The organism is Brachybacterium sp. NBEC-018, assembly GCF_024860185.1.
Lineage (GTDB): Bacteria > Actinomycetota > Actinomycetes > Actinomycetales > Dermabacteraceae > Brachybacterium > Brachybacterium rhamnosum.
Genome location: NZ_CP100650.1, coordinates 708262 through 734979, shown reverse-complemented (window position 1 = coordinate 734979; position 26718 = coordinate 708262). Strand labels below are relative to the sequence as shown.

21 protein-coding genes and 1 tRNA gene are annotated in these 26718 nt (G+C 74.0%); 7 read left to right on the top strand and 15 right to left on the bottom strand.

The window, feature by feature from the left end:
- Positions 1-15: 15 nt before the first annotated feature.
- Positions 16-657, bottom strand: coding sequence for an NADPH-dependent F420 reductase (locus NLU66_RS03290; RefSeq protein WP_259362531.1), 642 nt, complete (start codon positions 655-657; stop codon positions 16-18).
- 99 nt (positions 658-756) lie between these two features.
- Entirely contained in the window at positions 757-1953 is a 1197-nt protein-coding gene (locus NLU66_RS03285; protein WP_259361521.1) for an ATP-binding protein, read from the bottom strand.
- Positions 1954-2050: 97 nt separating this feature from the next.
- Between NLU66_RS03285 and larC the strand changes: the two genes are divergently transcribed.
- The gene (gene larC, locus NLU66_RS03280; protein ID WP_259361520.1) at positions 2051-3484 is read left to right on the top strand and encodes a nickel insertion protein; all 1434 of its coding nucleotides are present in this window, start codon (positions 2051-2053) and stop codon (positions 3482-3484) included.
- A gap of 117 nt (positions 3485-3601) precedes the next feature.
- On the top strand, positions 3602-3958 hold the full coding sequence (locus NLU66_RS03275; protein WP_259361519.1) for a hypothetical protein: 357 nt from the start codon (positions 3602-3604) through the stop codon (positions 3956-3958).
- Between the two features lie 33 nt (positions 3959-3991).
- Here the strand turns inward: NLU66_RS03275 and ppsA are convergent, their stop codons facing one another.
- The 6 genes from ppsA to NLU66_RS03245 all read right to left on the bottom strand — a co-directional run bounded on the left by ppsA (position 3992) and on the right by NLU66_RS03245 (position 11641).
- A complete protein-coding gene (ppsA, locus tag NLU66_RS03270; RefSeq protein WP_259361518.1) occupies positions 3992-6376 on the bottom strand; it encodes a phosphoenolpyruvate synthase in 2385 nt (794 codons plus the stop codon).
- A 52-nt stretch (positions 6377-6428) separates the two neighbouring features.
- The gene (locus NLU66_RS03265) at positions 6429-7364 is read right to left on the bottom strand and encodes a pyruvate, water dikinase regulatory protein (RefSeq protein ID WP_259361517.1); all 936 of its coding nucleotides are present in this window, start codon (positions 7362-7364) and stop codon (positions 6429-6431) included.
- 262 nt (positions 7365-7626) lie between these two features.
- Entirely contained in the window at positions 7627-8667 is a 1041-nt protein-coding gene (locus tag NLU66_RS03260) for a hemolysin family protein (protein WP_259361516.1), read from the bottom strand.
- Positions 8664-10058, bottom strand: coding sequence for a hemolysin family protein (locus NLU66_RS03255; RefSeq protein WP_259361515.1), 1395 nt, complete (start codon positions 10056-10058; stop codon positions 8664-8666). Before NLU66_RS03255 ends, NLU66_RS03260 begins: the two co-directional genes overlap by 4 nt.
- 264 nt (positions 10059-10322) lie before the next feature.
- A complete protein-coding gene (locus tag NLU66_RS03250; protein ID WP_259361514.1) occupies positions 10323-11027 on the bottom strand; it encodes an alpha/beta hydrolase in 705 nt (234 codons plus the stop codon).
- Between the two features lie 32 nt (positions 11028-11059).
- Positions 11060-11641 carry a TetR/AcrR family transcriptional regulator gene (locus NLU66_RS03245; protein ID WP_259361513.1) on the bottom strand — a complete coding sequence of 194 codons (582 nt, stop codon included), beginning with the start codon at positions 11639-11641 and terminating at the stop codon, positions 11060-11062.
- Between the two features lie 144 nt (positions 11642-11785).
- Between NLU66_RS03245 and NLU66_RS03240 the strand changes: the two genes are divergently transcribed.
- Positions 11786-12679 carry an SDR family oxidoreductase gene (locus NLU66_RS03240; protein ID WP_259361512.1) on the top strand — a complete coding sequence of 298 codons (894 nt, stop codon included), beginning with the start codon at positions 11786-11788 and terminating at the stop codon, positions 12677-12679.
- Positions 12680-12995: 316 nt separating this feature from the next.
- Here the strand turns inward: NLU66_RS03240 and NLU66_RS03235 are convergent, their stop codons facing one another.
- On the bottom strand, positions 12996-14333 hold the full coding sequence (locus NLU66_RS03235; protein ID WP_259361511.1) for a mechanosensitive ion channel: 1338 nt from the start codon (positions 14331-14333) through the stop codon (positions 12996-12998).
- Positions 14334-14533: 200 nt separating this feature from the next.
- Complete coding sequence (locus NLU66_RS03230; RefSeq protein WP_259361510.1) at positions 14534-16060, bottom strand: protein adenylyltransferase SelO; 1527 nt, start codon at positions 16058-16060, stop codon at positions 14534-14536.
- A gap of 81 nt (positions 16061-16141) precedes the next feature.
- On the opposite strand from NLU66_RS03230, the gene NLU66_RS03225 reads away from it, so the two are divergent.
- Positions 16142-16693 (top strand): NYN domain-containing protein, encoded by a 552-nt coding sequence (locus NLU66_RS03225; RefSeq protein ID WP_259361509.1) that lies wholly within the window; start codon positions 16142-16144, stop codon positions 16691-16693.
- Between the two features lie 101 nt (positions 16694-16794).
- Complete coding sequence (locus tag NLU66_RS03220; protein ID WP_259361508.1) at positions 16795-18540, top strand: TIGR03767 family metallophosphoesterase; 1746 nt, start codon at positions 16795-16797, stop codon at positions 18538-18540.
- A gap of 27 nt (positions 18541-18567) precedes the next feature.
- Here the strand turns inward: NLU66_RS03220 and NLU66_RS03215 are convergent, their stop codons facing one another.
- On the bottom strand, positions 18568-21147 hold the full coding sequence (locus NLU66_RS03215) for a PEP/pyruvate-binding domain-containing protein (RefSeq protein ID WP_259361507.1): 2580 nt from the start codon (positions 21145-21147) through the stop codon (positions 18568-18570).
- A 71-nt stretch (positions 21148-21218) separates the two neighbouring features.
- Positions 21219-22856 (bottom strand): MDR family MFS transporter, encoded by a 1638-nt coding sequence (locus tag NLU66_RS03210; RefSeq protein ID WP_259361506.1) that lies wholly within the window; start codon positions 22854-22856, stop codon positions 21219-21221.
- Positions 22857-22966: 110 nt separating this feature from the next.
- Here NLU66_RS03210 and NLU66_RS03205 point away from each other — a divergent pair, with 110 nt between their 5' ends.
- Entirely contained in the window at positions 22967-23599 is a 633-nt protein-coding gene (locus NLU66_RS03205) for a TetR/AcrR family transcriptional regulator (RefSeq protein WP_259361505.1), read from the top strand.
- 22 nt (positions 23600-23621) lie between these two features.
- Here NLU66_RS03205 and NLU66_RS03200 read toward each other — a convergent pair whose 3' ends face one another.
- Entirely contained in the window at positions 23622-24599 is a 978-nt protein-coding gene (locus tag NLU66_RS03200; RefSeq protein ID WP_259361504.1) for a LysR family transcriptional regulator, read from the bottom strand.
- Positions 24600-24793: 194 nt separating this feature from the next.
- On the opposite strand from NLU66_RS03200, the gene NLU66_RS03195 reads away from it, so the two are divergent.
- On the top strand, positions 24794-26080 hold the full coding sequence (locus NLU66_RS03195; RefSeq protein ID WP_259361503.1) for an MFS transporter: 1287 nt from the start codon (positions 24794-24796) through the stop codon (positions 26078-26080).
- A 112-nt stretch (positions 26081-26192) separates the two neighbouring features.
- Here NLU66_RS03195 and NLU66_RS03190 read toward each other — a convergent pair.
- Positions 26193-26276 (bottom strand) — tRNA-Leu (locus NLU66_RS03190).
- A 148-nt stretch (positions 26277-26424) separates the two neighbouring features.
- Entirely contained in the window at positions 26425-26718 is a 294-nt protein-coding gene (locus tag NLU66_RS03185) for a hypothetical protein (protein WP_259361502.1), read from the bottom strand.

The window sequence follows — 26718 nt, the reverse complement described above, 5'->3', positions numbered from 1 at the left end:
CGATCGTACGCAGGCTCAGGGGAGGCGGTTCGCCCGGTCCAGGTTCGCGCGGAGCTCCTCGGCGGTCTGGCGCACCACGTAGGCGGGACGGTCCCGCTCGACCCTCCACGACTCGCTGAGCGGGCTCACGTCCACCGCGTCGAAGCCGAGCTCGTCGTAGAGGCGGGTCGCCACGGCGACCGCCTCCGGGTCGTCGCTCGAGACGGCGAGCGCCCGGCGGCCCGGGGTGCCCGCGGGCGCGGTGTCCGTCGTGATGTCCGCGGCGGGGATGTGGTTGAACGCCTTCACGACGCGCGAGGTGGGCAGGTGCTCCTGGAGCAGCTGGGAGGTGGTGGTCTCGCCCGCGTCGAGGGCGGGGATGCGGCCGTCCCGCTCCCAGTAGTAGTTGTTCGTGTCCAGCACGATCTTCCCCGCGAGCGGTTCGACGGGGACCTGCGCGATCGCGTGCAGCGGCACGGTCACGACGACCGCGTCACCGGCCTCGCCGGCCTCCGCGGCGCTCGCCGCGCGGGCCTTCGGGCCGAGCTCCGCGACCAGGTCCGCGAGGGTCTCGGGCCCGCGGGAGTTCGCGATCACGACGTCGTACCCGGCGCCGATGGCCGCACGGGCCACCTGGCTGCCGATGTTGCCCGCGCCGATGATGCCGAGGGTGCTGATGGTCGAGGTGGTGCTGTCCTGTGTCGTCATGCCGGGCCCAACTCCGGCGCCGGTCCCCCTGTTCCCGTGTGTCCTCCCGTGAACGGCGGGCCGTGCGCCTCAGCTGCGCGGTCGCCGCACCGGCCGGGCCACCCGGGCCGGGGCGGCGACGCGGCGGGTCGAGCCGGTCTCCCGGACCCGCTCGAGCGCCTCGCGCAGGTACGGGAGGGCGAAGGCGACCCGGCCGGTCTCCGGCACCTCGAGCAGCTCCTCGCGGATCAGCCGGCTGCGGTGCGCGTTCGCGGCGCCCACCTCGAGGCCCAGCCGCGCGGCGACGTCGGCGACGGCGCTCGGGCCGTCGTCCTCGAGCATGGCGAGCAGGTAGTCCAGGCGCCGGCCGGTGACGTCCCGCAGGGCGGGGCCGTGGACGTTGACGACCATCGCGTCCACCGCCGCCGCGCGAGCCGCCTCGACGTCCTCCACCTCGATGACCGGCGCGTCCCCGGCGCGGGACCAGGCCTCCGCACCGATCACCTGGATGAGGTACGGATAGCCCTGGGAGATCTCCCCGGCCCGCACCGCGGCCTCGACGGTGATCGAGCGGGGCGTGTCCGCGACGGTCTGGCGGATGACCTCCGCCGCGGTGCCCACGTCCACGGAGCCGGCGTCCACGCGGTGCGCGCGGCGCAGGAACGTGGTGCCCGGATGGGCGAGCAGCTCGTCCACCCCGGCGCGGATCCCGGCGGCGACGAAGCCTGCGCCGTGTCCCTCCCCGATGAGGTCCTGCATGTGCTGGGCGACCTCGTGGAGCTGGTCGCGGTCCGCGGACTGCACCTCGTCGATGCTCACGAGCAGCCCGCCGCGGGCGGCGGTGAGCAGCCCGGCGAGGCGGTCCAGCAGCCGGCCCAGCGGCACCCGCTCCCCCGCGTAGCGGTCCACGTACTCGACGTCGGCCCCGGCGCGCACCCCGAAGGCGCCGCCCTCCGCGGAGGTCGCGCGCACCCGCTCCGCCTCCGGGTCCGCCTCCCGCAGCAGCTCGGCCGCGGCGCCGCGCAGCTCCTCGACCATGGAGGTGGAGGAGGTGTGCAGCACGACGGTGCGCCAGCCGGCGAGCGCGGCCGCGTCCCGCAGCTGGCTGAGCAGCACGGTCTTGCCCACGCCGCGCGCCCCGGCGATGAGCACGGAGCGCTCCCCCGCGGCGCGGCGCCCGGCGAGGGCCTCCGCGAACTCCTCGACCGGGGAGCCCTGCAGGGCGAGCACCCGCGGGGTGAGCCCGAACCCGGGGGTGAAGGGGGTGGTCGCGGGACTGGTCTCCATGGGGCCACGGTAGTGGGCGGGCCGACGGTCGCCGCGGCCCGCTGCAACGCCCGGCCACCCCGCGCCGCTCCGCCCGGGCCCGCCTACGATCGTGCCCATGACCTCCGCGCCCGCCCTGCCCCGCCGCCTCGCCTACATCGACGCCACGGCCGGCGTGGCCGGGGACATGCTGCTCGCGGCGCTCGTGGACGCGGGCGCGGATCTCGCCGGCGTCCAGCGGGTGCTCGACGCCCTGGTCCCGGGGTCGGTGCGCGTCACGCGCACGGTCGTGGACCGCGGCGGCCAGCGCGCGCTGAAGGTCGACGTGGAGGTGCTCGTCGAGGACCCGCCGCACCGCACCTGGGCCTCGATCCGGGACCTGCTGGAGCGGGCCCGCGGGGACGAGGCGGTGCCGGGGCGCACGATCGACCTGGCCCTCGCGGTGTTCGGCCGTCTCGCCGACGCCGAGGGCGCGACCCACGGCGTCCCGGCCGATGAGGTGCACTTCCACGAGGTGGGCGCCCTGGACTCCCTCGCGGACGTCATCGGCGCGTGCGAGGCGTGGCGGCAGCTGGGCATCACCGAGGGCGCGGCGAGCGTCATCGCGGTGGGCAGCGGGCGGATCCGCGCCGCCCACGGGGACATCCCGGTGCCGGTCCCGGCCGTCGCGCGGCTCGCCGTCGGCTGGCCGACGGTCGCCGGGGAGATCCTCCCGCCCCGCGGCCACGCCCACCCGCACAGCCACGACCACGGCGACGCGCACACGCACGACCACTCCCACGACCACCCCCACGGCCACGAGCACACGCCGCACGAGCACCCGGGGCCCGTCCCGGGCTCCGATGCCGAGCTCCCCGCGCACATGCAGGGCGGCCCGCACGAGCACGGCGGCCGGCGGGTCCCGGGCGGCGTCGCCCCCGGCATCGGCGAGCTCGCGACCCCCACCGGCGTCGCCCTCGTGCGGGGCCTCGCCGCGACCGCCGGCCCGCAGCCCGCGATGACCCTCGCCGCGCTCGGCGTGGGCGCGGGCACGAAGGACACCCCCGGGCGCCCCAACGTGGTGCGCGTGCTGCTCGGCGAGACCGCGGCGGACGCCCACGCGACGCCCACGGCCGCCGTGCAGCTCGAGGCGAACGTCGACGACCTCGACCCGCGGCTCTGGCCCGGGACGGTCGACGCGCTCCTGGACGCGGGCGCGCTCGACGCCTGGACCACCCCGATCGTCATGAAGCGCGGCCGCCCCGCGACGACCCTGCACGTCCTCGCCCGCACGGAGGACCGCGAGGCGATCGCGGAGCTGGTCATGGACCGCACCGGGACCCTCGGCGTGCGCTCGCACCACGTGGAGCGGATGATCCGCCGCCGCGCGTTCACCGAGGTCATGGTCGAGGGCCAGCGGATCGCCGTGAAGATCGCCCACGCCCCGGACGGCGCCGTCGTGCGCCGGGAGCCGGAGTTCCGGGACGTCGCCGCCGCCGCCGCGGCCCTCGGGGTCAGCGAACGGGAGATGCTGGGCCGCGCCCGCGCGGCCGCGGAGGCGCTGCGCGGCTGAGCCCGTCCGACGGGCGCGCCCGTCGGCCGCGTCCCCCGTCGGACCTCCCGGATCCCCTGACGCACGCTGTGACGCCGGTCATACTGGAGGCCCAGCCGCCACGCGAGGAGGAACCCCATGGCCGCCCTGTCCGATGCGATCACCCGCGCCGTCGCCGAGGCCCGCCGGGCCCCGAACGGCCGCCACGCCGAGGTCCTCGTCCACGACGGCCCGCTGCGCCAGAGCGTCATCGCGCTCGGCCAGGGCATCACGCTCGCCGAGCACAACTCCCCGCCCGCCGCCTCGATCTACGTGATCCGCGGGCGCCTGCGGATCACGGGGGACGAGCCGGTCGAGATCGCCCCCGGCCAGATCGAGACGCTCACCCACCAGCGCCACGCCGTCGAGTCCCTCGACGACACGGTGTTCCTGCTGACCACGGTCACCTCCGTGCCCGGCACGGAGTCCTACGGCGGGGCGCACCTGGAGCTCTGAGCACCCCGCCGCGAAGGAGCTGAGGGGCCGGCCTCAGCGTGCGGCGGGCATCGCCGCGAGCCGCTGCCAGGTCTCCACGACCGTGTCCGGGTTCAGGGACATCGAGGCGATGCCCTGCTCGACGAGCCACTCCGCGAGGTCCGGGTGGTCGGAGGGCCCTTGCCCGCAGATCCCCACGTACTTCCCCGCCGCGCGGCACGCCTCGATCGCCCGCTGCAGCATGATCTTCACGGCAGGGTCCCGCTCGTCGAAGCCGTCCGCGACGAGCGCCGAGTCCCGGTCCAGGCCCAGCACCAGCTGGGTCATGTCATTCGATCCGATCGAGAAGCCGTCGAAGTGCTCGAGGAACGCCTCCGGCACGAGGGCGTTCGACGGGATCTCGCACATCATGACGACCTCGAGCCCGTTCTCCCCGCGGCGCAGACCGTGGGAGGCGAGCAGGTCGATCACGCCCTTGCCCTCCGCCGGGGTGCGCACGAAGGGGATCATGAGCTTGAGGTTCGTCAGGCCCATCTCCTCGCGCACGTAGCGCAGCGCCTCGCACTCCATCGCGAAGCACTCCGCGAAGTCCGCGGAGACGTAGCGGGAGGCGCCGCGGTAGCCGATCATCGGGTTCTCCTCGTCCGGCTCGAACACCTCCCCGCCCAGGAGGTTCGCGTACTCGTTGGACTTGAAGTCGCTCATCCGCACGATCACGGGCTCCGGAGCGAAGGCCGCCGCGATCATCGAGACGCCCTCCGCGACGCGCCGCACGAAGTACTCGCGCGGGGAGTCGTAGGCGGCGGTGCGCTCGCGCACCTGCGCGGCGAGGTCCGAGTGCTCCGCCTCGAGCGACTCGAGCTCGAGCAGCGCCCGCGGGTGGATGCCGATCTGCCGGTTCACGATGAACTCGAGGCGGGCGAGGCCCACCCCCTGGTGCGGGAGGCGGGAGAAGGCGAAGGCCTGCTCGGGGTTGCCCACGTTCATCATGATCCGGGTGGGGATCTCCGGCATGGCGCCCGCGTCGGTGCTGGTCACCGTGAACTCGAGCTCCCCGGCGTAGACGTAGCCGGTGTCCCCCTCCGCGGCGGAGACGGTCACCGTCTCCCCGTCCTGCAGGGTCCGGGTGGCGCTGCCGGTGCCGACGACGGCCGGGATCCCCAGCTCGCGCGCGATGATCGCCGCGTGGCAGGTGCGGCCGCCGCGGTTGGTGACGATCGCGCTCGCGCGCTTCATGATCGGCTCCCAGTCCGGGTCCGTCATGTCCGCGACGAGCACCTCGCCGGACACGAAGTCGTGCATCTGCTCGATCGAGGTGAGCACCCGCACCGGGCCCGCGCCGATCCGCGCGCCGATCGCACGGCCCTCGACCCGCACCTCGCCGCGCTCGGCGAGGCGGTGCTTCTCGATCGTGGTGCCGGCGCGGGACTGCACCGTCTCGGGGCGCGCCTGGAGGATGTACAGCTGCCCGTCGGCCCCGTCGAGGCCCCATTCGATGTCCATCGGCCGGCCGTAGTGCTTCTCGATGACGAGCGCCTGCCGGGCGAGCCCCTCGACCTGCTCGTCCGTCAGGGAGAGGCGGCGCCGCCGCTCGGGCTCGACGTCGACGAAGGCGGTCGTCCGGCCGACGGCGGCGTCGTCGGTGTAGACCATCTTCAGGGCCTTCTCCCCCACCTGGCGGGCGAGGATCGCGGGCCGGCCCGCCTCGAGACCGGCCTTGTGGACGTAGAACTCGTCGGGGTTCACGGCGCCCTGCACGACGCCCTCGCCGAGGCCGTACGCGGAGGTCACGAACACGGCGCCGTCGAAGCCGGACTCGGTGTCCATCGTGAACATGACGCCCGCGGCGCCGATGTCGGAGCGCACCATCTTCTGCACGCCGGCGCTGAGCGCCACGGCCGCGTGCTCGAAGTCGTGGTGGACCCGGTAGGCGATCGCGCGGTCGTTGTAGAGGGAGGCGAACACCTCCCGGATCGCGAGCAGCACCGCGTCGATGCCGCGCACGTTGAGGAAGGTCTCCTGCTGTCCGGCGAAGGAGGCGTCCGGGAGGTCCTCCGCCGTGGCGGAGGAGCGCACCGCGAAGGAGGCCTCGTCCCCGCTGCCCGCGGCGAGCGTCGCGTACGCCTCCCGGATCCCCGCCTCGAGCTCCGCGGGGAAGGGCTGGGCGATGACGAGCTCGCGGATCCGTCGGCCGGTCGCGGCGAGGGCCTGCGTGTCCTCCGTGTCGAGCGCCCGCAGCTCCTCGTCGATCCGCTCCGCGAGCCCGGTCGCGCCGAGGAACTCCCGATAGGCCTCCGCGGTGGTCGCGAAGCCGTCGGGCACGCTCACCCCCAGGTCGGCCAGGTGCGAGACCATCTCGCCCAGGGAGGCGTTCTTGCCTCCCACCTGCTCGAGGTCGTCCATGCCGAGCTCGGAGTACCAGCGGATCGTGCGGCTCATGAGGGGCTCCTTCCGACGGCGGCGCCGTCTGAGGGGATGGGGTGGGGACGGGTCAGCTCGGGGGCCTGCGGCCGGTGAGGGTCTGCAGGATGTGGGTGGACATCTCCTCGACGCTCGTGGAGGAGGAGTCGATCGAGGGGATGCGGTGGCGGTCGTAGAGGCGGCGGGCGGCGTCGAGCTCCCAGCGGGTCTGCTCGACCGAGGCGTAGCGGGAGGCGGCGCGGCGCTCCCCGCGCACCTCGGCGAGCCGCTCGGGGCTCGTCACGAGGCCGAAGCAGCGATCGGCGAGGTGCCGGATCGCCCCGGGCAGCGCCCCCGCCGCGAAGTCCTCGTCCACGAGCGGGTAGTTCGCGACGAACACGCCGTGCATGAGCGCGAGGTACATGCTGGTGGGGGTCTTCCCGCAGCGGGAGGGGGCGATGAGGATGACGTCGGCCCGCTCGAGGGCCCGCACGGACTGCCCGTCGTCGTGCTCGATCGCGAACTCGACGGCCTGCATGCGCCGGTTGTAGCGGCGCACGTCGCCCACGCCGTGGAGGCGGGCGGGCGCGTGGTCGCCGGTCACGCCGAGCTGCGCCTCGAGCTGGGCGAGCGGGGCGGAGACGAAGTCGACGACGGGGGCGACGGTGCCCAGCAGCACCTCGCGCACGGCGTCGTCGACCACGGTGAGGAAGACGATCGGCGGGACGGGGCCGCCGGCGGCCGCGTCGAGCTGCTCGCGCACCCGCTCGGCGTCGGCCGGGGTGCGCAGGAAGGGGAAGAGGTGCCGCTCGAAGGGCACCGAGGGGAACTGCAGGAGGAGGGCGTTGCCCATCGTCTCGGCGCTGATGCCGGTGGAGTCGGAGACGAAGTAGACGGGCACCGCGGGCGGGTGGTCCTGCTCCGCCGGCTCGGGTGCCGGGGCGGGCGTCGACGGCTGCTCGGGCACGGGTTCCGGGCGCGCGGCGGGGCGCGGCAGCGGCGGTGGGACGGGCAGCGGACGGGTCATCGGGCACCTCCCCTCGGCAGGTGCTCCCGCCGGGTCACGTCGTCGTGTGGCGCCACCGTAGCGGGGGGCAGGCCGCGGACCAGGACATTCACCGTGTCGGTGGTCCAGGTCACGTCGATCCGCGGTGCGCCTGCGCGAACCGTGACGTGTCCTGCCCGCTTCGGTCACCTCCGGGCAGGGAGGGCCGACGGCGCCGCGACGCGGACCGCCCCGCCGGCCAGGAGGCCGACGGGGCGGTGGGTGGCGGGCCGGGGCCCGGGCGTCAGGCGGCGACGCGCGAGTCGTCGCGGATCTGGCCCACGAGCTCCTCGAGCATGTCCTCCAGGGTGACGATGCCGATCACGGCGCCGTCCGCATCGGTCGCGGCGCCGAGGTGGGCACCGGAGCCCTGCATGTTCGCGAGCGCCTGCCGCAGCGGCTGATCGGCGCCGATCCGCGGCAGGGTGCGGATCCTCGCAGCGGGGATCGGCAGGTCACGGGCCTCCTCGGAGGCCTCGAGCACGTCCTTGATGTGGATGTACCCGGCGAGTGCGCCGTCCTCCCCCTGCACGGGGAAGCGGGAGAAGCCGTCCACCGCCGCGGCCTCCGCCCCGGCGGGGCTGACGCCCACCGGGAGGGTGGAGACCTTCGCGAGCGGGATGACGAGGTTCGCGACGGAGCGCTGCTCGAAGGTGAGCGCACCCAGCAGCAGGGCCTCGTCGTTGTCCTCGAGGTAGCCGCCCTCCTTGGACTCGCTCACCATCGCGGCGACCTCGTCCCGGGTGAACACGCTGGTGACCTCGTCCTTGGGCTCGACGCCCAGGATCCGCAGGGCCAGGTTGCCGATCCCGTTGAACAGCCACAGCAGCGGCCGCAGCACGGTGACGACGCCCATGAGCACGGGGCCCAGGATCATCGCCATCCGCTCGGGGCCGGCGAGCGCGATGTTCTTGGGGACCATCTCGCCGAAGACCACGTGCAGGTAGGTCACGAGGGACAGCGCGATCGCGAAGGCGATCGGGTGCTGGAAGCCCTCGGGGATGCCGAGCGCGCCGAAGGGCACCTCGAGCAGGTGCGCGATCGCGGGCTCGCTGATCGCGCCGAGCGCGAGCGAGCAGACGGTGATGCCGAGCTGGGCGCCCGCCATCATGAGGCTGACCTGCTCCATCGCGCTGATCGTCACCTTCGCGGCCCAGTTGCCCTCGAGGGCCTTGGGCTCGATGACGGAGCGGCGCGCGGAGATCAGCGAGAACTCCGCGCCCACGAAGAAGGCGTTCGCGAGCAGCAGGACGAGAGTGAGGGCGATGCCGCCGAGGTCGCTCATCGCTCGCCCCCCTTCTCGTCGTCCGCGTCGTCGGAGGCGGTCCCGCCGTCCTCGTCCTCGGCGGCGGGCTCGACGGTCACGTGCAGCGTCTCGATGCGGAGGCCGTCGACCTCGAGCACCTCGATCCGCAGCCGGGCCGGGTCCTCACCGGGGGCGGGGTCGGTGTCGACCACGACCTCGTCGCCCACCTCGGCGAGGCGGCCGAGCTCCATGGTGACCAGGCCGCCGAGGGTGTCGTAGTCCTCGTGCTCGGGGACGGTGACGCCGAGGCGGTCGGTGGCCTCGTCGGGACGGATCCGGGCGGAGAACTCCCAGGAGCCGTCGGGCTCGGGGGCGTCGTCCGGTTCCTCGTCGTGCTCGTCGCGCACCTCGCCGACGATCTCCTCGACGAGGTCCTCGAGGGTGATGAGGCCGGCGTGGTCGCCGAACTCGTCGATGACGACGGCCATCTGCAGGTGGCCGGCGCGGAGGGTGTCCATGAGGTCGTCGAGCGGGACGGTGTCCGGGACGAAGGTCGCCTCCCCCATCACGGCGGTGATGGGTGTCGTGGCGCGCTCGGCGAAGGGCACGGCGAGGCCGCGGCGCACGTGGGCGACGCCGGCGATCTCGTTCTCCGGGTCGAGCACGGGGAAGCGGGAGTGCCCGGACTCGCGGGCGAGCTCGAGCAGGTCCTGGACGGTCTCGTCGATCTCGAGCACGTCCATGCGGCCGCGCGGGACCATCGCGTCGTGGGCGCGCCGGTCGCCGAAGGCGAGGGTGCGCTGCACGAGCGTCGCGGTCTCCGCGGCGAGGGCGCCCTCGTCCGCGCTGCGCCGCACGAGCACGGAGAGCTCCTCGGCGCTGCGGGCGGAGCCGAGCTCCTCCTGCGGCTCGATGCCGAGCCGGCGCACGATCGCGTTCGCGTTGCCGTTGAACAGGCGGATCGGCCAGTGCAGGACCGTGGAGAAGATCCGCTGGAAGCCGACGACGGCCTTGGCCGTGCCCAGCGGCTTCGCGATCGCGAGGTTCTTGGGCACGAGCTCGCCGAAGATCATCGTCAGACCCGTGGCGAGGATCAGCGCGATCGCGACCGAGACGCTGCGCGCGGCGACGGCTCCGAGGCCCCAGCTCTCGAGCGGCGGCGCGACGATCGCGGCGATGGCGGGCTCGGCGAGGAAGCCGATCGCGAGGTTGGTGACCGTGATCCCCAGCTGTGCGCCGGAGAGCTGCGTGGAGAGGGTCTTCATCCCTTCGAGCACGCTCGCGGCGCGGCGGTCGCCCTTGCCGGCGGCGGCCTCGACGTCATTTCGCGAGACGGTGATGAGGGAGAACTCGGCGGCGACGAAGGCGCCGCACGCGAGGATCAGCAGCAGTGTGGCTGCGAGGGACAGGAGCGGACCGATCAGTTCCATCGGTTCCCCCCGTCCGGGAGGTGAGTATCTGGGTGGCCCGAAGGCCTGGGACTGTCACCGGGGGCGTCGCTGGCGGCGCTCATGGTCTCCTTGTTCTCCTCGACTCCGGCGCCGTCTCTCGGCGCGGGATGAGGGAAGCGTACAGCGCCGTCCCTGGGCCGCGGCAGAGGATTGTGCACTCGCGCACCGGTGGGATCGGGCACCCTCCCTCGATCCTCGACGGACCGCACCGTGACCAGGGGCAGGACCGGACCCTGTGGGCGTTCAGCCCTCGGCGGAGCGGCCTCCGGCGCCCCCGTCGGCCCCCTCGAGCATGCGGCCGACGAAGCCCGCGATCGCGGCGAGCTCCTCCTGGTCGATGCCGTGCCCGAGGGACGGGCGGCGCACCTCCTCGAGGGCGGTGTGCGCGGTCATGAAGGCGCGCACCTCGTCCTCCGCGGCGGCGTCGAACAGCGGGTCCAGACCGCCGTGGCCCCAGAGCGCCGGGGGCCGGCGCTCGGCGAGCGCGGCGTCCCCCGGCTGCGGGGCGCCGAAGGGGCGGCCGGAGAGCTGCACGATCCACGCGAGCGCTCTGGCGTCGCGGCGCAGCAGCTGGAGGGCGAGCATGCCGCCCTGGGAGAAGCCGATCGCGCCGACGACGGTCCCGGGGGTGCGGGCGATCCATTCCTCGACGGCGGCGGAGGACTCATCGATGAGGGACGGGTCGCTCGGGTCGACGGGCGGCGGGGCCATCCAGGCGTAGCCGGCGCCGCAGGCGAGCACGCCGCGCAGGGAGGCGCAGACGGGGCCGGGCGGCAGCATCGGGGCGAGTCCGAGCAGGTCCTCCTCGTGGCTGCCGAGGCCGTGGAGCAGCAGGACGATCCTGTCCTCGGGACCGGGCGGGCGGGGATGGAAGCGCACGGCGGCGTCGTCGATCGCGGAGGGGGCCGGGGTCAGCCGGGTGACGGGCGGGAAACGCGGGGTGCTCACGCCGCGAGCGTAGGGCAGGTGCGCCGGACCGGTCAGTCCAGGTCGCCGAGCGCGGTGCGCAGCGCGTCGAGCTCGTCCCGTACGAGATCCTCGAGCGGCGGCGCATCCTCCGCGTCGGGCTGCTCGATCCACAGCGCGTAGGCGTTCTTGAAGGCGAGCAGGCCCATCTCGGCGGCGACCTCGGCGACGCGGGGGCCGATCCCGCGCTCCTGCAGCGCCTCGGCCAGAGCGGCGGCGAGTCCGACGTGCTTGAGCTGGTCGCGCTCGCGCAGCTCGGCGCTCGCGGCGATGACGGCGTGCATGCGGCTGCCGCGCTCGCGCATGTCCGGGGTCATGGCGCCGGCGGCGGCGAGGAGGGCGGACTCGACCGCGGCGAGCGGGGTGGAGCCCGCGGGCGCCCGGACCGCGCCGTCGCGGAGGAGGCCGGCGAGCATGTCCTGGCCGGCGGCGAGCACGTCGCGCTTGTCGCCGAAGTGCCGGTGGAAGGTGCTGCGGGTGAGGCCGGCGCGCTCCGCGATCTGGGAGACGGTGGTCGCGTCGTACCCCTGCTCGGAGAACAGCTGGATCGCGGCGCCGACGAGGCGCTCGCGGGCGTCAGGCATCCAGCGGGGCATGAGCGGCATGCTACCGGGCTCCGGGCGAGACGCGTCCTGGCTGGTGAGGGGCGGAACACAGGGTGACGCGACATCTGTCGCATGCCGGCGTACAGTGACGCTACTCCTGTCGCATCACAGGTCCGCCACCGGAAGGAAGCAGCCATGAAGGTCCTCGTCACCGGAGCCACGGGCACCCTCGGCTCCGCCGTCGTCCCCGAGCTCGTCACCGCGGGCCACGAGGTGCGCGGCCTCGCCCGCTCCTCCCGCTCCGCCGCGGCCGTCACCGCCCTCGGCGCGACGCCGCTGCACGGCTCCCTCGCCGATCCGGACCTGCTGCGGGACGCCGCCCGCGAGGTCGATGCCGTCATCCACCTCGCCTTCAGCAATGACTTCGGCCGGCTCGAGGAGGGCATCGCGGAGGAGGCGGCCGCGGTGCGCGCGCTCGGCGAGGGGCTCACGGCCGACGGCGCCGGCGAGGGCCGCGCCTTCGTCGTCGCCGCCGGCACCCCGGCGGTCCCGGGCAGGACCTCCACGGAGGAGGACCCGATGCCCGCGGAGGGGCCGGTCGCCGGTCGCGCCGAGACGGCGCAGCACGTCCTCGACCTCGCCCGGCTCGGGGTGCGCAGCGCGGCCGTGCGGCTGCCGCGCTCCGTCCACCGCGCCGGCGTGCGCTACGGCTTCGCCTCGATCCTCATCGAGGCGGCCCGGCGCAGCGGGGCCTCCGGCTACGTGGGCGACGGCTCCCAGCGCTGGCCCGCGGTGCACGTCCTGGATGCCGCGCGGCTGTTCCGGCTCGTGCTCGAGCAGGCGGCGCCCGGGACCGTCGCGCACGCGGTGGCGGACGAGGGCGATCCGATGCGCGAGATCGCCCAGACCATCGGGGACGAGCTGGCGCTCCCCACCCGGGAGGTGCCGGCGGAGGACTTCGGCGTGCTGGGCGGCATCTTCGCCGTCGACCAGCCGTCCTCGAGCGCGATCACGCGCGAGCGCTTCGGCTGGACGCCCCAGGAGGCGGGGCTGATCGAGGAGCTCCGCCTCGGCGGCTACCCCGCTTGACGCGGCCCGGGCGACAGCGCCCGGACATGGGCGGACCCGCAGGGTGCGCGGTGCGCGTGTCGGCTGGACGAAGGCCGACCCCTGCGGGTCCGGGCAGCTCGGTGGTATTCGCTGCGGTCCGTCGATCTGGGGGCCCGCTGCTGCGGGTCAGAGTCGATGGTCGCCTCAGCGGCGAGCCACCTCACATGTCCGATGGGAAATCATTCCTCGGATCACCTCCTTTCCGTGTACCACCACGGTAGGCCTGCCCCGCTGGACTCACAAGGCATTTAACCGTGGGAGGAACACGCAGGTCAGAGGCGCCCGAGGGGGTGCGTCAGCCCTGCTCGTCGGGACGGGGCGGGACAACGGTCGTGCCGCCGGCCGCAGGGCCGGAGGAGGCCGGGGCGGCCTTCGCCGGGGAGGCCTGGGCCTTCTCGAGCTTGGCGAGCTGGCGCGCGGCGGCGTCGCGGCCGCCGAGGCCGAAGGCGAGCACCGCGGCGGCGGCGCCGCCGATGACGAGGGCGCCGAAGGCCATCTCGATGATCGAGTCGGCGACACCCATGGACTGCAGGCCCATGGCGGTGAAGAGGATGATGATCGCCCACTTCACGACGGTCGCGGCGGTGCCGGAGAGCACCTTGCCCACGATCGTGGCGATGAAGAAGCCGGCCGCCACGATGACACCGCCGAACAGGACGTTCCCGCCGAGCGCCAGGATCTCGGAGAGGATCGCGGTGACCTGCGGGAAGCCGAGCACCTGGGCGCCCATGACGGCGAAGAAAAGGATCACGGCGATCTCGACGACCTTGAGCACCGTCGGCGTCGCGGAGGAGCCCGCCGGCAGGATCTCCTGCTTCTGCAGCCAGGCGTCCACGCCGGTCCCGTCGAGGATCGGGCGGATGAGGCCGGTGACGAAGCGGGCGATGAGCACGCCGATCGCGACGAGGGCGACCGCGGCGATGATGTTCGGGATCGCGGTGAACACCGTGGTGAGCATCTGCGAGGCGGGCTCGGAGATCGAGGCGATGCCGAGGATCTGCAGGGCGGCGATCGAGACCACGATCATGATCAGCGCGAACACGACGGAGCCGAGGATCTCGGGGACCTTCGAGCGCTGGGCGGGAGCGCCCTGCTGGGCGGGGGCGTGCTGCTGACCGGGAGCCTGCTGCTGGCCGGGGGCGGCCTGCGCGGCGGCGGGGCGCTGGGTGCTGCCGGTGACGCCGCCGGTGGCCTTGTCGAAGCCGGCCTGGGCGGTGCCGAGGAGCTTGCCGAAGTCCACCGCGTTGAGCGCGGTGACGATGAGCGCCTTGACGATCTTGGCGATCATCAGGCCGATGACGAACACGAAGACGGCGCCGATGATGTTCGGGATGAAGCCGAGGCCCTGCTCGAGCATCGTGGTGACCGGGGTGAGGACCTGGGTCAGCTGGAAGATGCCGAGCACGATGACGAGGCCCAGCAGCCAGACGATCATCGAGACGATCGTGCCGAGGGCGCTGCCGAGCTTCGCGCCGTCGGCCCCCTGTCGCTGGAGGGCGGGGATGCGACCGCTGAGCTTCGCGACCGCGTTCTTCAGCACGGTCGCGAGGATCGCGGTGATGATCAGGACGACGATGGCGGAGAGGACCTTGAGGCCCAGTCCCGCCCAGTCGTAGTTCGCCAGGGAATTCACGGTGTCCTCCGGACGTCGGTTTCGATGGACGGGTCCACGACGCGACGAGTCACGACGGAGATCCGAGAAGTCCCGGGAAGCGACCTTCACGGGCCCTTCACACCGGACAGCATGGACCCCACCTGCGGGGATCGTCCAGAACTCCTGGTGACACACTTATTATTCGGGCCACAATACAAAGAGTTTGCCAATATCGCAGGTCAGGTGCCGCAGAACGTGACCACGGGATCCGCGTCATCGGCCGGAATCTCCATATCCGCATATTCCGGACTCTCGTCGAACGGCTCGGCCACACCGCCCAGCACATGCAGCGCCGCCGCCTCCTCTCCCCCCTGGGCGGCGGCGAGCGCGTCCTCGAGCAGGCGGTTGCGGGGGATCCGACGGGGGTTCGCGCGCCCCGCCTCCGCGAGCGCGGTGCGCGCCTCCGGACCCTCCCCGCGCAGGGCGAGCAGCCGCGCCCACCAGCCCTCGATCGCGGCCGGCGGCGCCGCGGGCAGGACCGCGCCCGGCCGCGACTCCGCGACCGCGCGGAACGCGAGCGTGTGATCCGCCCCGTGCTCCGCGAGCAGGTCCAGCAGCTCCTCACCGAGCTCCCCCGCCGCCGCGAGCCGCACCGGGTCCTCGGCGCCGGGCACGCCGAGCTTCCGCGCAAGCCCCCGGGCGCGGGCCGCGAGATAGGCCGGCTCGAAGCCCTCGAGCACGGCGGTCGCGGCGCCGACGCCGCGCTCGGGATCCTCCGGGTCGATGGCCGGGAGCAGCGCCTCCGCGAGGCGGGAGAGGTTCCACAGCGCGATCCCCGGCTGGTTGCCGTAGGCGTAGCGCCCCTGCCGGTCGATCGAGCTGAACACGGCGCCCGGCACGTGGGCGTCGAGGAACGCGCAGGGCCCGTGGTCGATGCTCTGCCCCGAGAGTGCCATGTTGTCGGTGTTCATGACCCCGTGCACGAAGCCCAGCAGCATCCACTGCGCCAGGAGCTCCGCCTGCGCCCGCGTGACCGCCTCGAGCAGGGCGAGCGGCGGGTTCTCCGCCTCCGCGGCGCGCGGGTGGTGGCGGGCGATCGCGAGGTCGACGACGGCCCGCACGGTCCCCTCCCCGTGGTGCCAGGCGGCGTGCTGCACGGTCCCCACGCGCAGGTGGCTCGCGGCGACCCGCACCAGCAGCGCACCGGGCTCGGGCTCCTCCCCGCGGCGGGGTGCGATCCGCTCCCCCGTCGCGAGCACGGCGAGCGCGCGGGTCGTGGGGACCCCGGCGGCGTGCAGGAACTCCCCGATGATCGCCTCGCGCAGCATCGGTCCGAGCGGCGCCTTCCCGTCGCCGCCGCGGGCGAAGGGCGTGCGGCCGGAGCCCTTGAGGTGCAGGTCGACGCGGCGCCCGTGTCCGTCCTCGAGGTCGCCGAGCAGCACGGCGCGACCGTCGCCCAGCTGCGGGTTCGGCTGGCCGAACTGGTGGCCCGCGTAGGCCTGCGCGGTGGTGAAGGGCGGTTCCGGCGGGGCCTCGCCGGGGGCGAGCGGGCGGCCGTCGGCCCCGATTCTGCCGGTGAGCAGAGCGAGGCCCTCGGGACCGCGCAGCAGGTCCGGGTCCATGCCGAGATCCGCAGCGAGCTCCTCGTTCAGCCAGACGATCCGCGCGGCGGGCACAGGATCCGCCTGCCAGGGCACGGAGAGCGCCGGCACCGCCGCGGCGGTGGACTGGGCGAGGGCGGGCAGCGCGTTCCGGGTGGTCGCCATCGCCCCAGCCTACGGTCGCCGGCCCCGCCCGTCCGGGCGGCCGAGGGGCGGCGCGGCACGCGGAGCGCGTAGGCTCGCCCCATGAGCGATCGCCGCACGTACATGCTGGTCGACGGGGAGAACATCGACGCCACCCTGGGGGTGTCGGTGCTGAACCGCCGTCCCCAGCCGGACGAGCGGCCCCGCTGGAACAAGCTCCTCGAGCACGCCGAGTCCGCCTGGCAGCAGCCGGTGACCGGCCTGTTCTTCCTCGCCGTGGGCGACACGCTGCCGCTCGGCTTCGTGCAGGCGCTCATCGCGATCGGCTACCGCACCGTCCCGCTTCGCGGCGAGGGCAAGGTCGTGGACATCGCGATCCAGCGCACCGCCGAGGCCCTCGCGGAGCGCGAGGCGGACGTCCTGCTCGTCAGCCACGACAAGGACTTCGTGCCGCAGATGGAGGCGCTCGCCGCCGATCCGGAGCGCCGCACGGGGATCGTCGGCTTCCAGGAGTTCATGGCCGCGGATCTCCGCAACGTCCCGGGGATCGAGTTCTTCGACCTCGAGCACGACGTCCACGCCTTCACCTCGAAGCTGCCGCGCGTGCGGATCATCGAGATCGACGAGTTCGACCCGCTCGAGTTCATCCTCTGATGGCGCGCCGCGGGGCCTGTCGCCGGCGGGCCCCGCGGTCGCCACATGCCGCTCCCCCGTTTTTTACCCGGGGGTAACCCTGGCCTGCTGGGCTGGGGGTCATGGCGCATCCCCACCTCCCCGCCCCCACCTCCCCGCTGCGCCGGCGCACGCTGCTCGCCGGCTCCGCCCTCACCCTCGCCGGCACCTCCGCCGCGACCCTCCCCGCCCAGCGGGCCTTCGCCGAGGACGCCGGGCTCGACCCCACCGGCACCACCCTCGCCGAGCGCGCCGTGCCCGAGGCCGGCCCCGAGGGCACCTACCGCCGCCTCACCGCCGGGGACCCCTCCCCGTTCCTCGTACGGGAGGACGCGCTCGAGAACCCTCCGCGGAAGGCCCGCACCGACACCCGCGTCCCGCTCGCCGCGCTCGTCCAGTTCACCGACCAGCACCTGCTCGACGCCCAGTCCCCGATGCGCTTCGAGTACCTCCACGACGTGACCGGCTCCGCCTTCCGCCCGCAGGACTCGCTCACCACCCAGGGCTCCGTCTCCCTCGTCGAGCGTGTGAACGCGCTCGAGCGGGGCCCGCACACGCGCCGCCCCCTCGACTGCGTCGTCACCACCGGGGACAACACCGACAACCACGAGACCGTCGAGCTCGACTGGTTCCTCGCCGTCATGGACGGCGGCGAGATCACCGCGAGCACCGGGGCCGACGGGACCAGGGAGGGCGTGCAGACCAGCGGCGACCGGAACTACTGGAACCCCGCGGGCGGCGTGGGCGACCGCTACGAGCAGGCCGGCTTCGCCCCGATCCCCGACCTCCTGGACCGCGCGACGGCGAGCCACCGCAGCCCGGGCCTCGACGTGCCCTGGTTCAGCGTGTTCGGCAACCACGACGACTCCGTCTCGGGCACGCTGCCGTCGGACTGGGGCTTCCTCGCGGAGATCTACACGGGCTCGTGGAAGTTCACGGGCTTCACCTCCGACGCCGCGAACCGCCAGCTCGAGTCCCGGGTGCGCACCGCGGCGACCTCCTCGATCGACGGCACGCGCGCCCCGGGGATCACCGCGAGCGCCGATCCCCGCCACGACCACGAGGTCACGCCGGACGAGCGCCGGGCCCCGTTCACGATCGAGGAGTACCTGCGCGCGCACCTCGACTCGGCGCCCCGGGCGGGCGCGCCGGGCCACGGCTACACCGAGCAGAACGTCGCCGAGCGCACCGGCCACTACACCTTCGACATCGCCGAGGGCGTGGTCGGCATCGCGCTGGACTCCACGAACCGGGCCGGCTTCACCGAGGGGTCGCTGGGCCACGCCCAGTACCGCTGGCTCGAGCGGGTGCTCACCGAGGGGTCGAGCCGCTCCTACGACGCGCTCGGGCGGCTCGTGACCCGGCAGGCGGAGGACACCTACTTCCTCGTGTTCAGCCACCACACGCCGGACACGATGAACAACCTCCTGCTCGCACCGGGCGAGCCCGAGCTGCGGCACGCCGGCTGGGACGTGGCGAACCTGCTGGGCCGCTTCCCGAACGTGCTCGCCTGGGTCAACGGGCACACGCACACCAACGCCGTCGAGCTGCGCGGGCACGACGTGCCCGAGCGGCGCTACTGGACGGTCAACACCGCCTCCCACGTGGACTTCCCGCAGCAGGCGCGGGTGATCGAGGTGGTCGACAACCGCGACGGCACCCTGTCCCTGCTCTCGACGATCATCGAGTCCGCGGCGCCGTACGAGGGCGACTCCCTCGCGACGCTCTACCGCGAGCTGGCCTTCAACGACCTCCACGCGGACCTCGCCCAGGAGGGCGAGGCCCAGGACCGGAACGTGGAGCTCCTTCTCACCGCGCCCGGCCGCTGAGCAGGGGATCCCCGCCGGAGGCGGGTCTCAGGCGTCCTCCGCGGGGCGCACGGTGCCTGTGTCGCCGTCCACGACGACGCGGTCCCCGGTGCGCAGGCGCCGGGTCGCGCTGCCCGTCCCGAGCACCGCGGGGATCCCGTACTCGCGGGCCACGATCGAGCTGTGGCTGAGCGGCCCGCCGACGTCGGTGACGACGCCCGCGGCCATCGCGAAGAGCGGGGTCCACGCGGGGGTGGTGATCGCGGCGACGAGCACCTCCCCGGGGCGGAACTGCCCGAACTCCTCGGGCCCGGAGAGCACGCGCACGGTCGCGGTGACGGTCCCGCCGCTGCCGCCGATCCCGCGCAGCGTCTCCCCCTCCGCGCTGCCGCCGCTGCTGGGCATCCAGCGGTCCATGGCGCGCCACAGCGATCGCTGCGGCAGCAGCTGCGGGGGCTCGGCGAGCCGCTGACCCCGGTGCACGACGCGCCGCCGCTCGACCGCGGCGGCGTGCGAGGGCAGGGCGGTGCGGCCTGCGTCGAGGGCCTCGGCGAGCGCGGCGAGCTCCTCGCGGCGCAGCCAGAAGACGTCCTCGCGGTCCGCGACGGCGCCCGCGGCGACGAGCCGGGCCCCGAGCTCGCGGAGCGCCGCGCGGGCGGCGGGCCAGCCGAGGCCCACGCTCGCGAGGGCGTCCTCGCGCACGGGGGTGAGGCGCTGGGCGCTCGCGAGGCGGGAGGCGTAGAGCCGGCGCAGGGGCCCGCGGAGCCGGCCGAGCATGCGCGCCTGCCCCTCCTCCCGGGCGCGGGCCATCTCCGCGCGGCGCTCGCGCGGGTCGCGGCCCTCGCCGCGCAGGAACATCCGCAGCACGTCCGTCAGCAGGTCCGGGGTGTCGGCGGCGACGGGCTGGGCGAGGTCGAGGGTGTAGGTCGCATGGCCGCGGGCGGCGAGGTGGGCGGCGAGCCCCTCCTGCCACCGCTCCCAGGCCGCGGCGTCGACGCTGCCCGGCTGCTCCGCGGGCAGGGAGTCCCCGTCGAGCAGGGCCGCAGTGAGCGCCGGGTCCTCGCGGGCCTGCGCGGCGAGGTCCCACAGGGACTCCTCGGCACGCAGCGGGGCGCTCGGGAAGCCGAGCAGCAGCTGCTCGGGCCGTGGGTCGCCGGGGCGGGCGAGCCGGCGGTGGAGGGCGGAGAAGGTGGTCTCCGCGATGACGACGGGCGGGATGACGGTCTGCACCGCGGTGTAGCAGGCGAAGCCGGCGCGGGTCAGGGTCTCCGCGTCCTCGAGCAGGAGACGGGCCCCGCGCTCCGTGACCGGGGTGGCGGTGCGCTCGGCGACGAGGGCGCGGTAGCGGGGCAGCGCCGTCCCCTCCCAGAAGCGGGGGCCTCCCACGCCGCCGCGCAGGAGCCGCGGCACGAGCAGGACGGAGCGGGCGGTGACGTCGGCCATCGACGTGTTCGCGTAGCCGTAGTACGCATAGCCGTTGATGGTCACGAAGTCGACGCCGCGGTCGCGGAACACGTCGTCGCGCCCGGCGGCCTCGGCGACGGTCGCGATCATCGCGGGGATGACGTGCGCGGCGGTGAGGTCCGCGAAGAGCGGGGTGAGCGGGTCCGGCATCTGCTCGACGATGCTCGCGCGGAAGTAGCCCGCGCGGCGGCGCGGGACGGTCCAGGCGGTGGGGACGGGCCCGGACTCGGGGGCGAGGGCGACGATCGAGCGGGCCTGGGTGAGGACGAGGCCGTCGGGGGTGAGCACCCATTCGACGTCCTGCGGGGTTCCGGCGGCGCGCTCGATCCGGGAGCCCCAGGCGGCGAGGTCGAGGGCCTGCTCGTCGCTCAGCACCGGGAGCCGGCGCCGCGCGGCGGGGACCGGGACGGTCGCGGTGCCGCCCTCCGCGGGGACGACCATGACCTGCTTGTCCGCGGTGGTGCGGGAGAGGACGCGCTGGGCGGCGGTGTCGACGACGACCTGGTCGGTGTCGACGAGGCCGGAGACGACGGCCTCGCCGAGCCCCCAGGCCGCGGAGACGACGGTCTCCTGGCGGCGGCCGGTCGCGGGGTTCGCGGTGAACAGGACCCCCGCGGCCTCCGCCTCGACCATGGCCTGGAGGACGACGGCGAGGGAGACCTCGGCGGGGTCGATGCCGCGGCGGGCCCGGTAGACGAGGGCGCGGGCGGACCACAGGGAGGCCCAGCACCCGCGCACGGCGCGCAGCAGCTCCTCCTCGCCGCGCACGCCGAGGAAGGTCTCCTGCTGGCCGGCGAAGCTCGCGTCCTCGAGGTCCTCGGCAGTGGCGGAGGAGCGCACCGCGAGGGCCGTCTCCCCGAGCTCGTCCCGGGCGGCGAGGATCGCCGAGCGGAGGTCGGCGGGGATGTCGACGCCCTGCACGAGATCGGTGATCCGCCGGGAGAGCTCCTCCGCGCCGTCCATGTCCTCGGGGTCGACGCGGGCGGCGAGGTCGAGCAGCGCGGGCTCGATCGGGGTGAGGGCGCGGCGGTAGGCGCCGGTCGTGAGCACGGAGCCCGGCGGGACCGGCGCTCCGAGCGTGAGGAGCTCGCCGAGGTGGGCGGCCTTGCCGCCCACCTCCGCGATGTCGTCCCGGGTGAGCCCTGCGAGCGAGCGGACGTCCATGCTGCCTTCTTCGACGATGCGTCCCCGGTCGGGGCGCGTGGCGAGCGCGAGCGTACTCCTGTGCGCGGGCCTCAGCGCAGGGTCGCGGGCACCGGGTCCTCGTCCGTCCGGGGCCCCTCCTGCGCGGCGGTCCCCACGGGGGCGCCGTCGGCCGGCTCCTCGAGGACGGCCTCGCCGCGGGCCACGAGCCCGACCTCGTGGGAGAGCGGGACCTGCTTCAGGGTGATCGCGAGCAGCACGGCCGCGGCGAGGAAGGGCAGCACGTACCAGAACACCGGGGAGAGGGCCTCGGCGTAGGCGCCGACGATCGCGTCGCGCATCGCCTGCGGGAGCTCCGCGAGGGTCGAGGGGTCGATCGTGGAGGCCGCGGAGGAGGCCTGGTCGGCGCTCGCGCCGCTCCCGCTGAACACGGCGACGAGGCGCTCGGTGAGGCGGGTCGCGAAGACGGTGCCGAAGACCGCCGTGCCGAGGGTCGCGCCGACCTCGCGGAAGTAGTTCGTGGTGCTGGTCGCGGTGCCGACGACGGTCGCGCTGACGGCGTTCTGCGCGACGAGCACGATGTTCTGCATGACCAGGCCCAGGCCGGCGCCGAAGATCATGAGGTAGGCGATGATCACCCAGATCGGGGTCTGCGCGGTCATGGTGGTGAACAGCAGCACCGCGCCGATCATGACGAGCACGCCGGCGGCGCTGATGATCCGGTAGCGCCCGGTCCGGGAGACGTAGGCGCCGGAGGCGATCGAGGTCGCCATCATGCCGGCCATCATCGGGATCATGAGCAGCCCGGACTCCGCGGCGGAGGTGCCCGACGCCATCTGCAGGAAGGTGGGCATGAAGCCGAGCACGGAGAACATGCCGATGCCGAGGGCGAGGCCGATCGCGGTGGACTGCACGAAGAGCCGGTTGCGGAAGAGCGAGAGCGGGATGATCGGGTCCTCCGCGCGGGACTCGATGAGCACGAAGGCCGCGGCGGCGAGGAGGAAGAGCGCGCCGAGCCCCCAGGTGAGCGCCGAGTCCCAGCCGTGGGCGTCGTCCCCGCCGAGGTCGGCGAAGAGGATGAGGCTCGCGGTCGCGGCGGAGAGCGCGACGACGCCGGGCACGTCGATGCGGCGGGTCGCGCGCTTGCTGGGCAGCTGCAGGGCGAACACGCCCACGAGGAACGCGGCGATGCCGACGGGGATGTTGATGTAGAAGGCCCAGTGCCAGGTCAGGTGGTCCACGAAGTAGCCGCCGAGGAGCGGGCCGGCGATCGCGGAGACGCCGAAGGCGGCGCCGAGCACACCCATGTACTTGCCGCGCTGGTCGGCCGGGGTGACGTCGGCGATGATCGCCTGGGAGAGGATCATGAGCCCGCCGCCGCCGAGGCCCTGCAGGCCGCGGAAGATCACGAAGGCCCAGAAGGTGCTCGAGAGCGCGGCGCCGAGCGAGGCGAGCGTGAACAGGGCGATCGCGATGAGGAAGAGGTGGCGGCGACCGAGGACGTCGCCGAACTTGCCGTAGATCGGCATGACGATCGTCGAGGCGAGCAGGTAGGAGGTGGTGATCCACATCTGGTGCTCGACGCCGCCCAGCTGGCCGACGATCGTGGGCATGGCGGTGGAGACGATGGTCTGGTCGAGGCTCGAGAGGAACATCGCCGCGAGCAGCGCGGCGAAGATCGTCCAGACCCGGCGACGGGTCAGCACCATCGGTGCGGCGGTGGTGGTCATGGGGTGCCTTTCATCGACTCACACTCAGAATTGCAGTGACTGCAGTTCGGAACTGTAGTGACTGCCACTGAAGGCGTCCAGAGAGGTGTGGCGCGCCGTACTGTGGCCCCATGAGCGAGAAGTCCGCCCCCGTGGCGAGGAGTCGCGGCGAGCGCACGGCCGACGCCATCGAGAAGGCCGCCCTGGAGCTCGTCGTCGAGCACGGCTACGCCGACGTCACCGTCGCGATGATCAGCGAGGCCGCGGGCATCAGCCAGCGCACCTTCTTCAACCACTACCCCACCAAGGAGGACGCGCTCCTGGGCCGGCACATGCCCCGGATCGACCAGAGCGCCGCCCGCCGCTTCATCGTGGGCACGGGTCCGGTGCTGCTCGACGCGGTCGGCATCGTCACGCCGCCGCCCATGGACCTGCCCTTCTCCCTCGAGGAGCGGATGCGCGTGGTCACCTCGCACCCCGATCTCCTCGCCGCGCAGATGCAGCGCATCTTCGCCCTCGAGGAGGAGCTCGACGAGATCATCCAGCTCCGCGTGCGCAACGAGCACCCCGACCTGCCCGAGGAGGAGGTCGAGCCGACGGCGGAGATGATCACGAGCCTCATCGCCGGGATGATCCGCTCCCTCGGCCACCTCTCCCACCAGGGCTCGGAGGCGAGGGCCGAGGGCGGGGAGCGCAGCTACGACGACGTGCTCGACCGCGCCCGCGAGCTCCTCGCGACGATCCTGCACGTCGGCCCGGCCTGAGCGGGGCCCCGGGGGACGGTCCTCAGAGAGGGGCGTCCGAGGCGGCGAGCATCCGCACGAAGGCCGTGAGCGCCGGCCGGCCCGCGTCCTCGTGCACCACCGCTCCGATCGTGCGGCGGGCCATGGGCGATTCGATCCGCAGCTCACGGACCCCGTCGGAGACCGTCGGCATCGGCGGCATGATGCTCACCCCGAGCCGCGCCGAGACGAGACCGCGCACCGTGTAGTAGTCCTCGGTCGTCATCCCGATCCTCGGGGACCGGCCGACGGAGGCGAACATGGCGTGGACGAGGCCGTGCACGTCGAAGTCCGGGCTCAGCATGATGAGCTCCTCGTCGGCGAGCTCCTCGACCGCGACCGGTGCGCTCCGGTGCAGGGGATGCCCCGCGGGCACGAGCGCGACGAGCGGCTCCGCAGCCATCTCGATGGTGGTGGTGCGCGGCATCCGCGGCGGCGAGGAGAGCAGCGCCATGTCGATCCTCCCCTCCTCGAGCAGGGTGAGGCCGCGACGGCGGGAGCCCTGCACGAGCTCGAAGCCCACCTCCGGGTACGAGGCCCGGAAGCGTGCGATGAGCGGCGGGACCACGCGCAGGCCCAGCAGCGACTGCACCGCCACCCGCAGCGTGTCCCGGCCGATCGCCTGCTGCCCCCGCACCTCGCGCAGGCCCGCGTCGAGCTGCCGCAGGGCGGCCTGCGCGTAGGGCAGGAGATGCCGCCCCGCCTCGGTGAGCTCCATCCCGCGGCCCCGTCGCTCGAACAGGCGCACCCCGAGCGTCGCCTCGAGGCGGCCCACCGTGCGGGAGACCATCGACTGCGGCTGGCCGAGCTGCGCGGCGGCGAGCGTGACCTGGCCGGCCTCCGCGACGGCGCAGAACACCGGGAGGTCCCGCAGCACGCGGCCGCGGTCCAGACCCTCGAGTCCCTCGAGGCCCTCGATGCCCTCGATGCCCTCGGCCGCCTCATAACCGCTGCGACCGGAGGCGTCGCCCTGCTGCTCCATCGACCCTCCTCCCCTGCCCGTGGCGTCTGCTCGCTCACTCCGCGGGCGCGTCGGCCGGCCCGCACGGGATCGTCGTCGCCGGTCACACGATCCTATGCCGGTATCGCTATGCCGGACATCGCTCCATGACCTTTGTGCGGGGGCGCGGCGGCTCCTAGCGTGAGCGGCGATCTCCCGAGGAGCGCCTCCCGCACATGTCGACCACCCCCACCCTCCCCACCCCCGTCCTCCGGCCGTCGGACCTCACCGACGACGCCCCCGCCGCGGCGCCCGTCGCAGCGGCGCCGACGCCCGCGCCGTGGACCGGCCACGACCGCGGCTCCGCGGCCTACCGACGGATCCTGCTCGCGCTGCTGTGCGCGGGCATCGCGACCTTCGCCCAGCTCTACTCCCCGCAGGGTGTGCTGCCGATCCTCGCCGCGGACATGGGGGTCGACGCCTCCCGCGCGAGCCTCACGGTCTCCGCGGCGACCCTGGGCCTCGCCGCCTCGGTGCTGCCGTGGTCGCTCGTCGCGGACAGGATCGGCCGGGTCGCCGCCATGCGCGCGAGCCTCGTCGCCGCGACCGCGCTGGGCCTGCTCATGCCGTGGATCCCCTGGTTCGGCACGCTCATGGTGGTGCGGGTCCTCGAGGGAGCGGCCCTCGGCGGGATCCCCGCGATCGCCGTCGTCTACCTCGGCGAGGAGATCGACCGCCGGCACGCCGCGATCGCGGCCGGCACCTATGTCTCCGGCACCACGATCGGCGGGCTGCTGGGCCGCCTCGTGGCGGGCCCCGTCGCGGACCTCACCGACTGGCGCGTGGGCACCTTCGCCGTCGCCCTCATGGCCTCCGCCGCGGCGCTCGTCTTCTTCACGATCACCCCGCCGCCGCGCGGCTTCTCCCCGCACCCGGTCTCCGCGGGGCACGTGGCGAGGGCCGTCGGCCGTCACCTGCGCACGCCCCGCCTGCTCGTGCTCTACGCGCAGGGCTTCCTGCTCATGGGGGCCTTCGTCGCGATCTACAACTACCTGGGCTTCCGCCTCGAGGGCGCCCCGTACGCGATGCCCTCGAGCCTCACGAGCCTGCTGTTCATCGCCTACCTCTCCGGCACCGCGTCCTCGCGGATCGCGGGCGGCCTCGTCGCCCGGCACGGCCGGCGGCGGGTGCTGCTCACGTCGATGGCGGTCATGCTCGCCGGTGCGCTGCTCACCCTCGCGCAGCCGCTCGTGCTCGTGGTGACGGGGCTCGTGGTGATGACCGCCGGGCTGTTCGGCGCGCACGCGATCGCCTCGGGCTGGGCCGGCGTGCAGGCCACGCAGGATCGCGCCCAGGCGACGAGTCTCTACAACCTCTGGTACTACGTGGGCTCGAGCGTGTTCGGCTTCGTGGGCGGCATGTTCTTCGTCGCGGGCGGCTGGCCCGGGCTCATCGGCATGGTCGCCGCGCTCATCGCGATCGCGGGCGGCTTCGCGCTCCTCGCGGCCCGCGAGCGGGAGTGACCGCCGGCCTGCGGGCCGGTGCTCCCCGGCCGCCGCGGCGACCCGCGTGACGCACCCCGGACACGAAGAAGCCCCTGCATCGGCTCTCACCAACCAGGGGCTCTTCCATGCGTGCGCGAGGGGGGACTCGAACCCCCACGCCCTTTCGAGCACACGGACCTGAACCGTGCGCGTCTACCAATTCCGCCACTCGCGCATGTCTCCGACACCAGGTACGTACACACCAACGCCGAAGGTCCTCCCAGGGTACCCCGCGTTCACCGGGGGACCCAATCCGTCCGAGGGAGTGTTGCGGACGACACGTTCCCGCGCGGTCACCCCGCCGCCCGGGGCATCAGGGCACGTCAGCGCAGGCCGTCGCGCCGCGCCTCGACGGCGTCCTTCGCCTCCCTGAGCCCGGCGCCCGTGGCGGTGCGGTACTCCTTGATCGCGGCGATGAGCTGGTCCTGCGCGATCAGCTCGTCCACCCGCGGAGGGAAGGACGGGCGCAGCCCCGCCCGCAGCTCCTCGAGCTCCGCGGGTCCCACGTCGGCGCGGGACGCCAGGCGGTCCACGAGCCAGCGCAGACCGCGCAGCTCCTCCTCGAGCCGGGCGATGTGGGCCTGCTGGGCCAGGAGCTGCTTCGAGGATCCGAACAT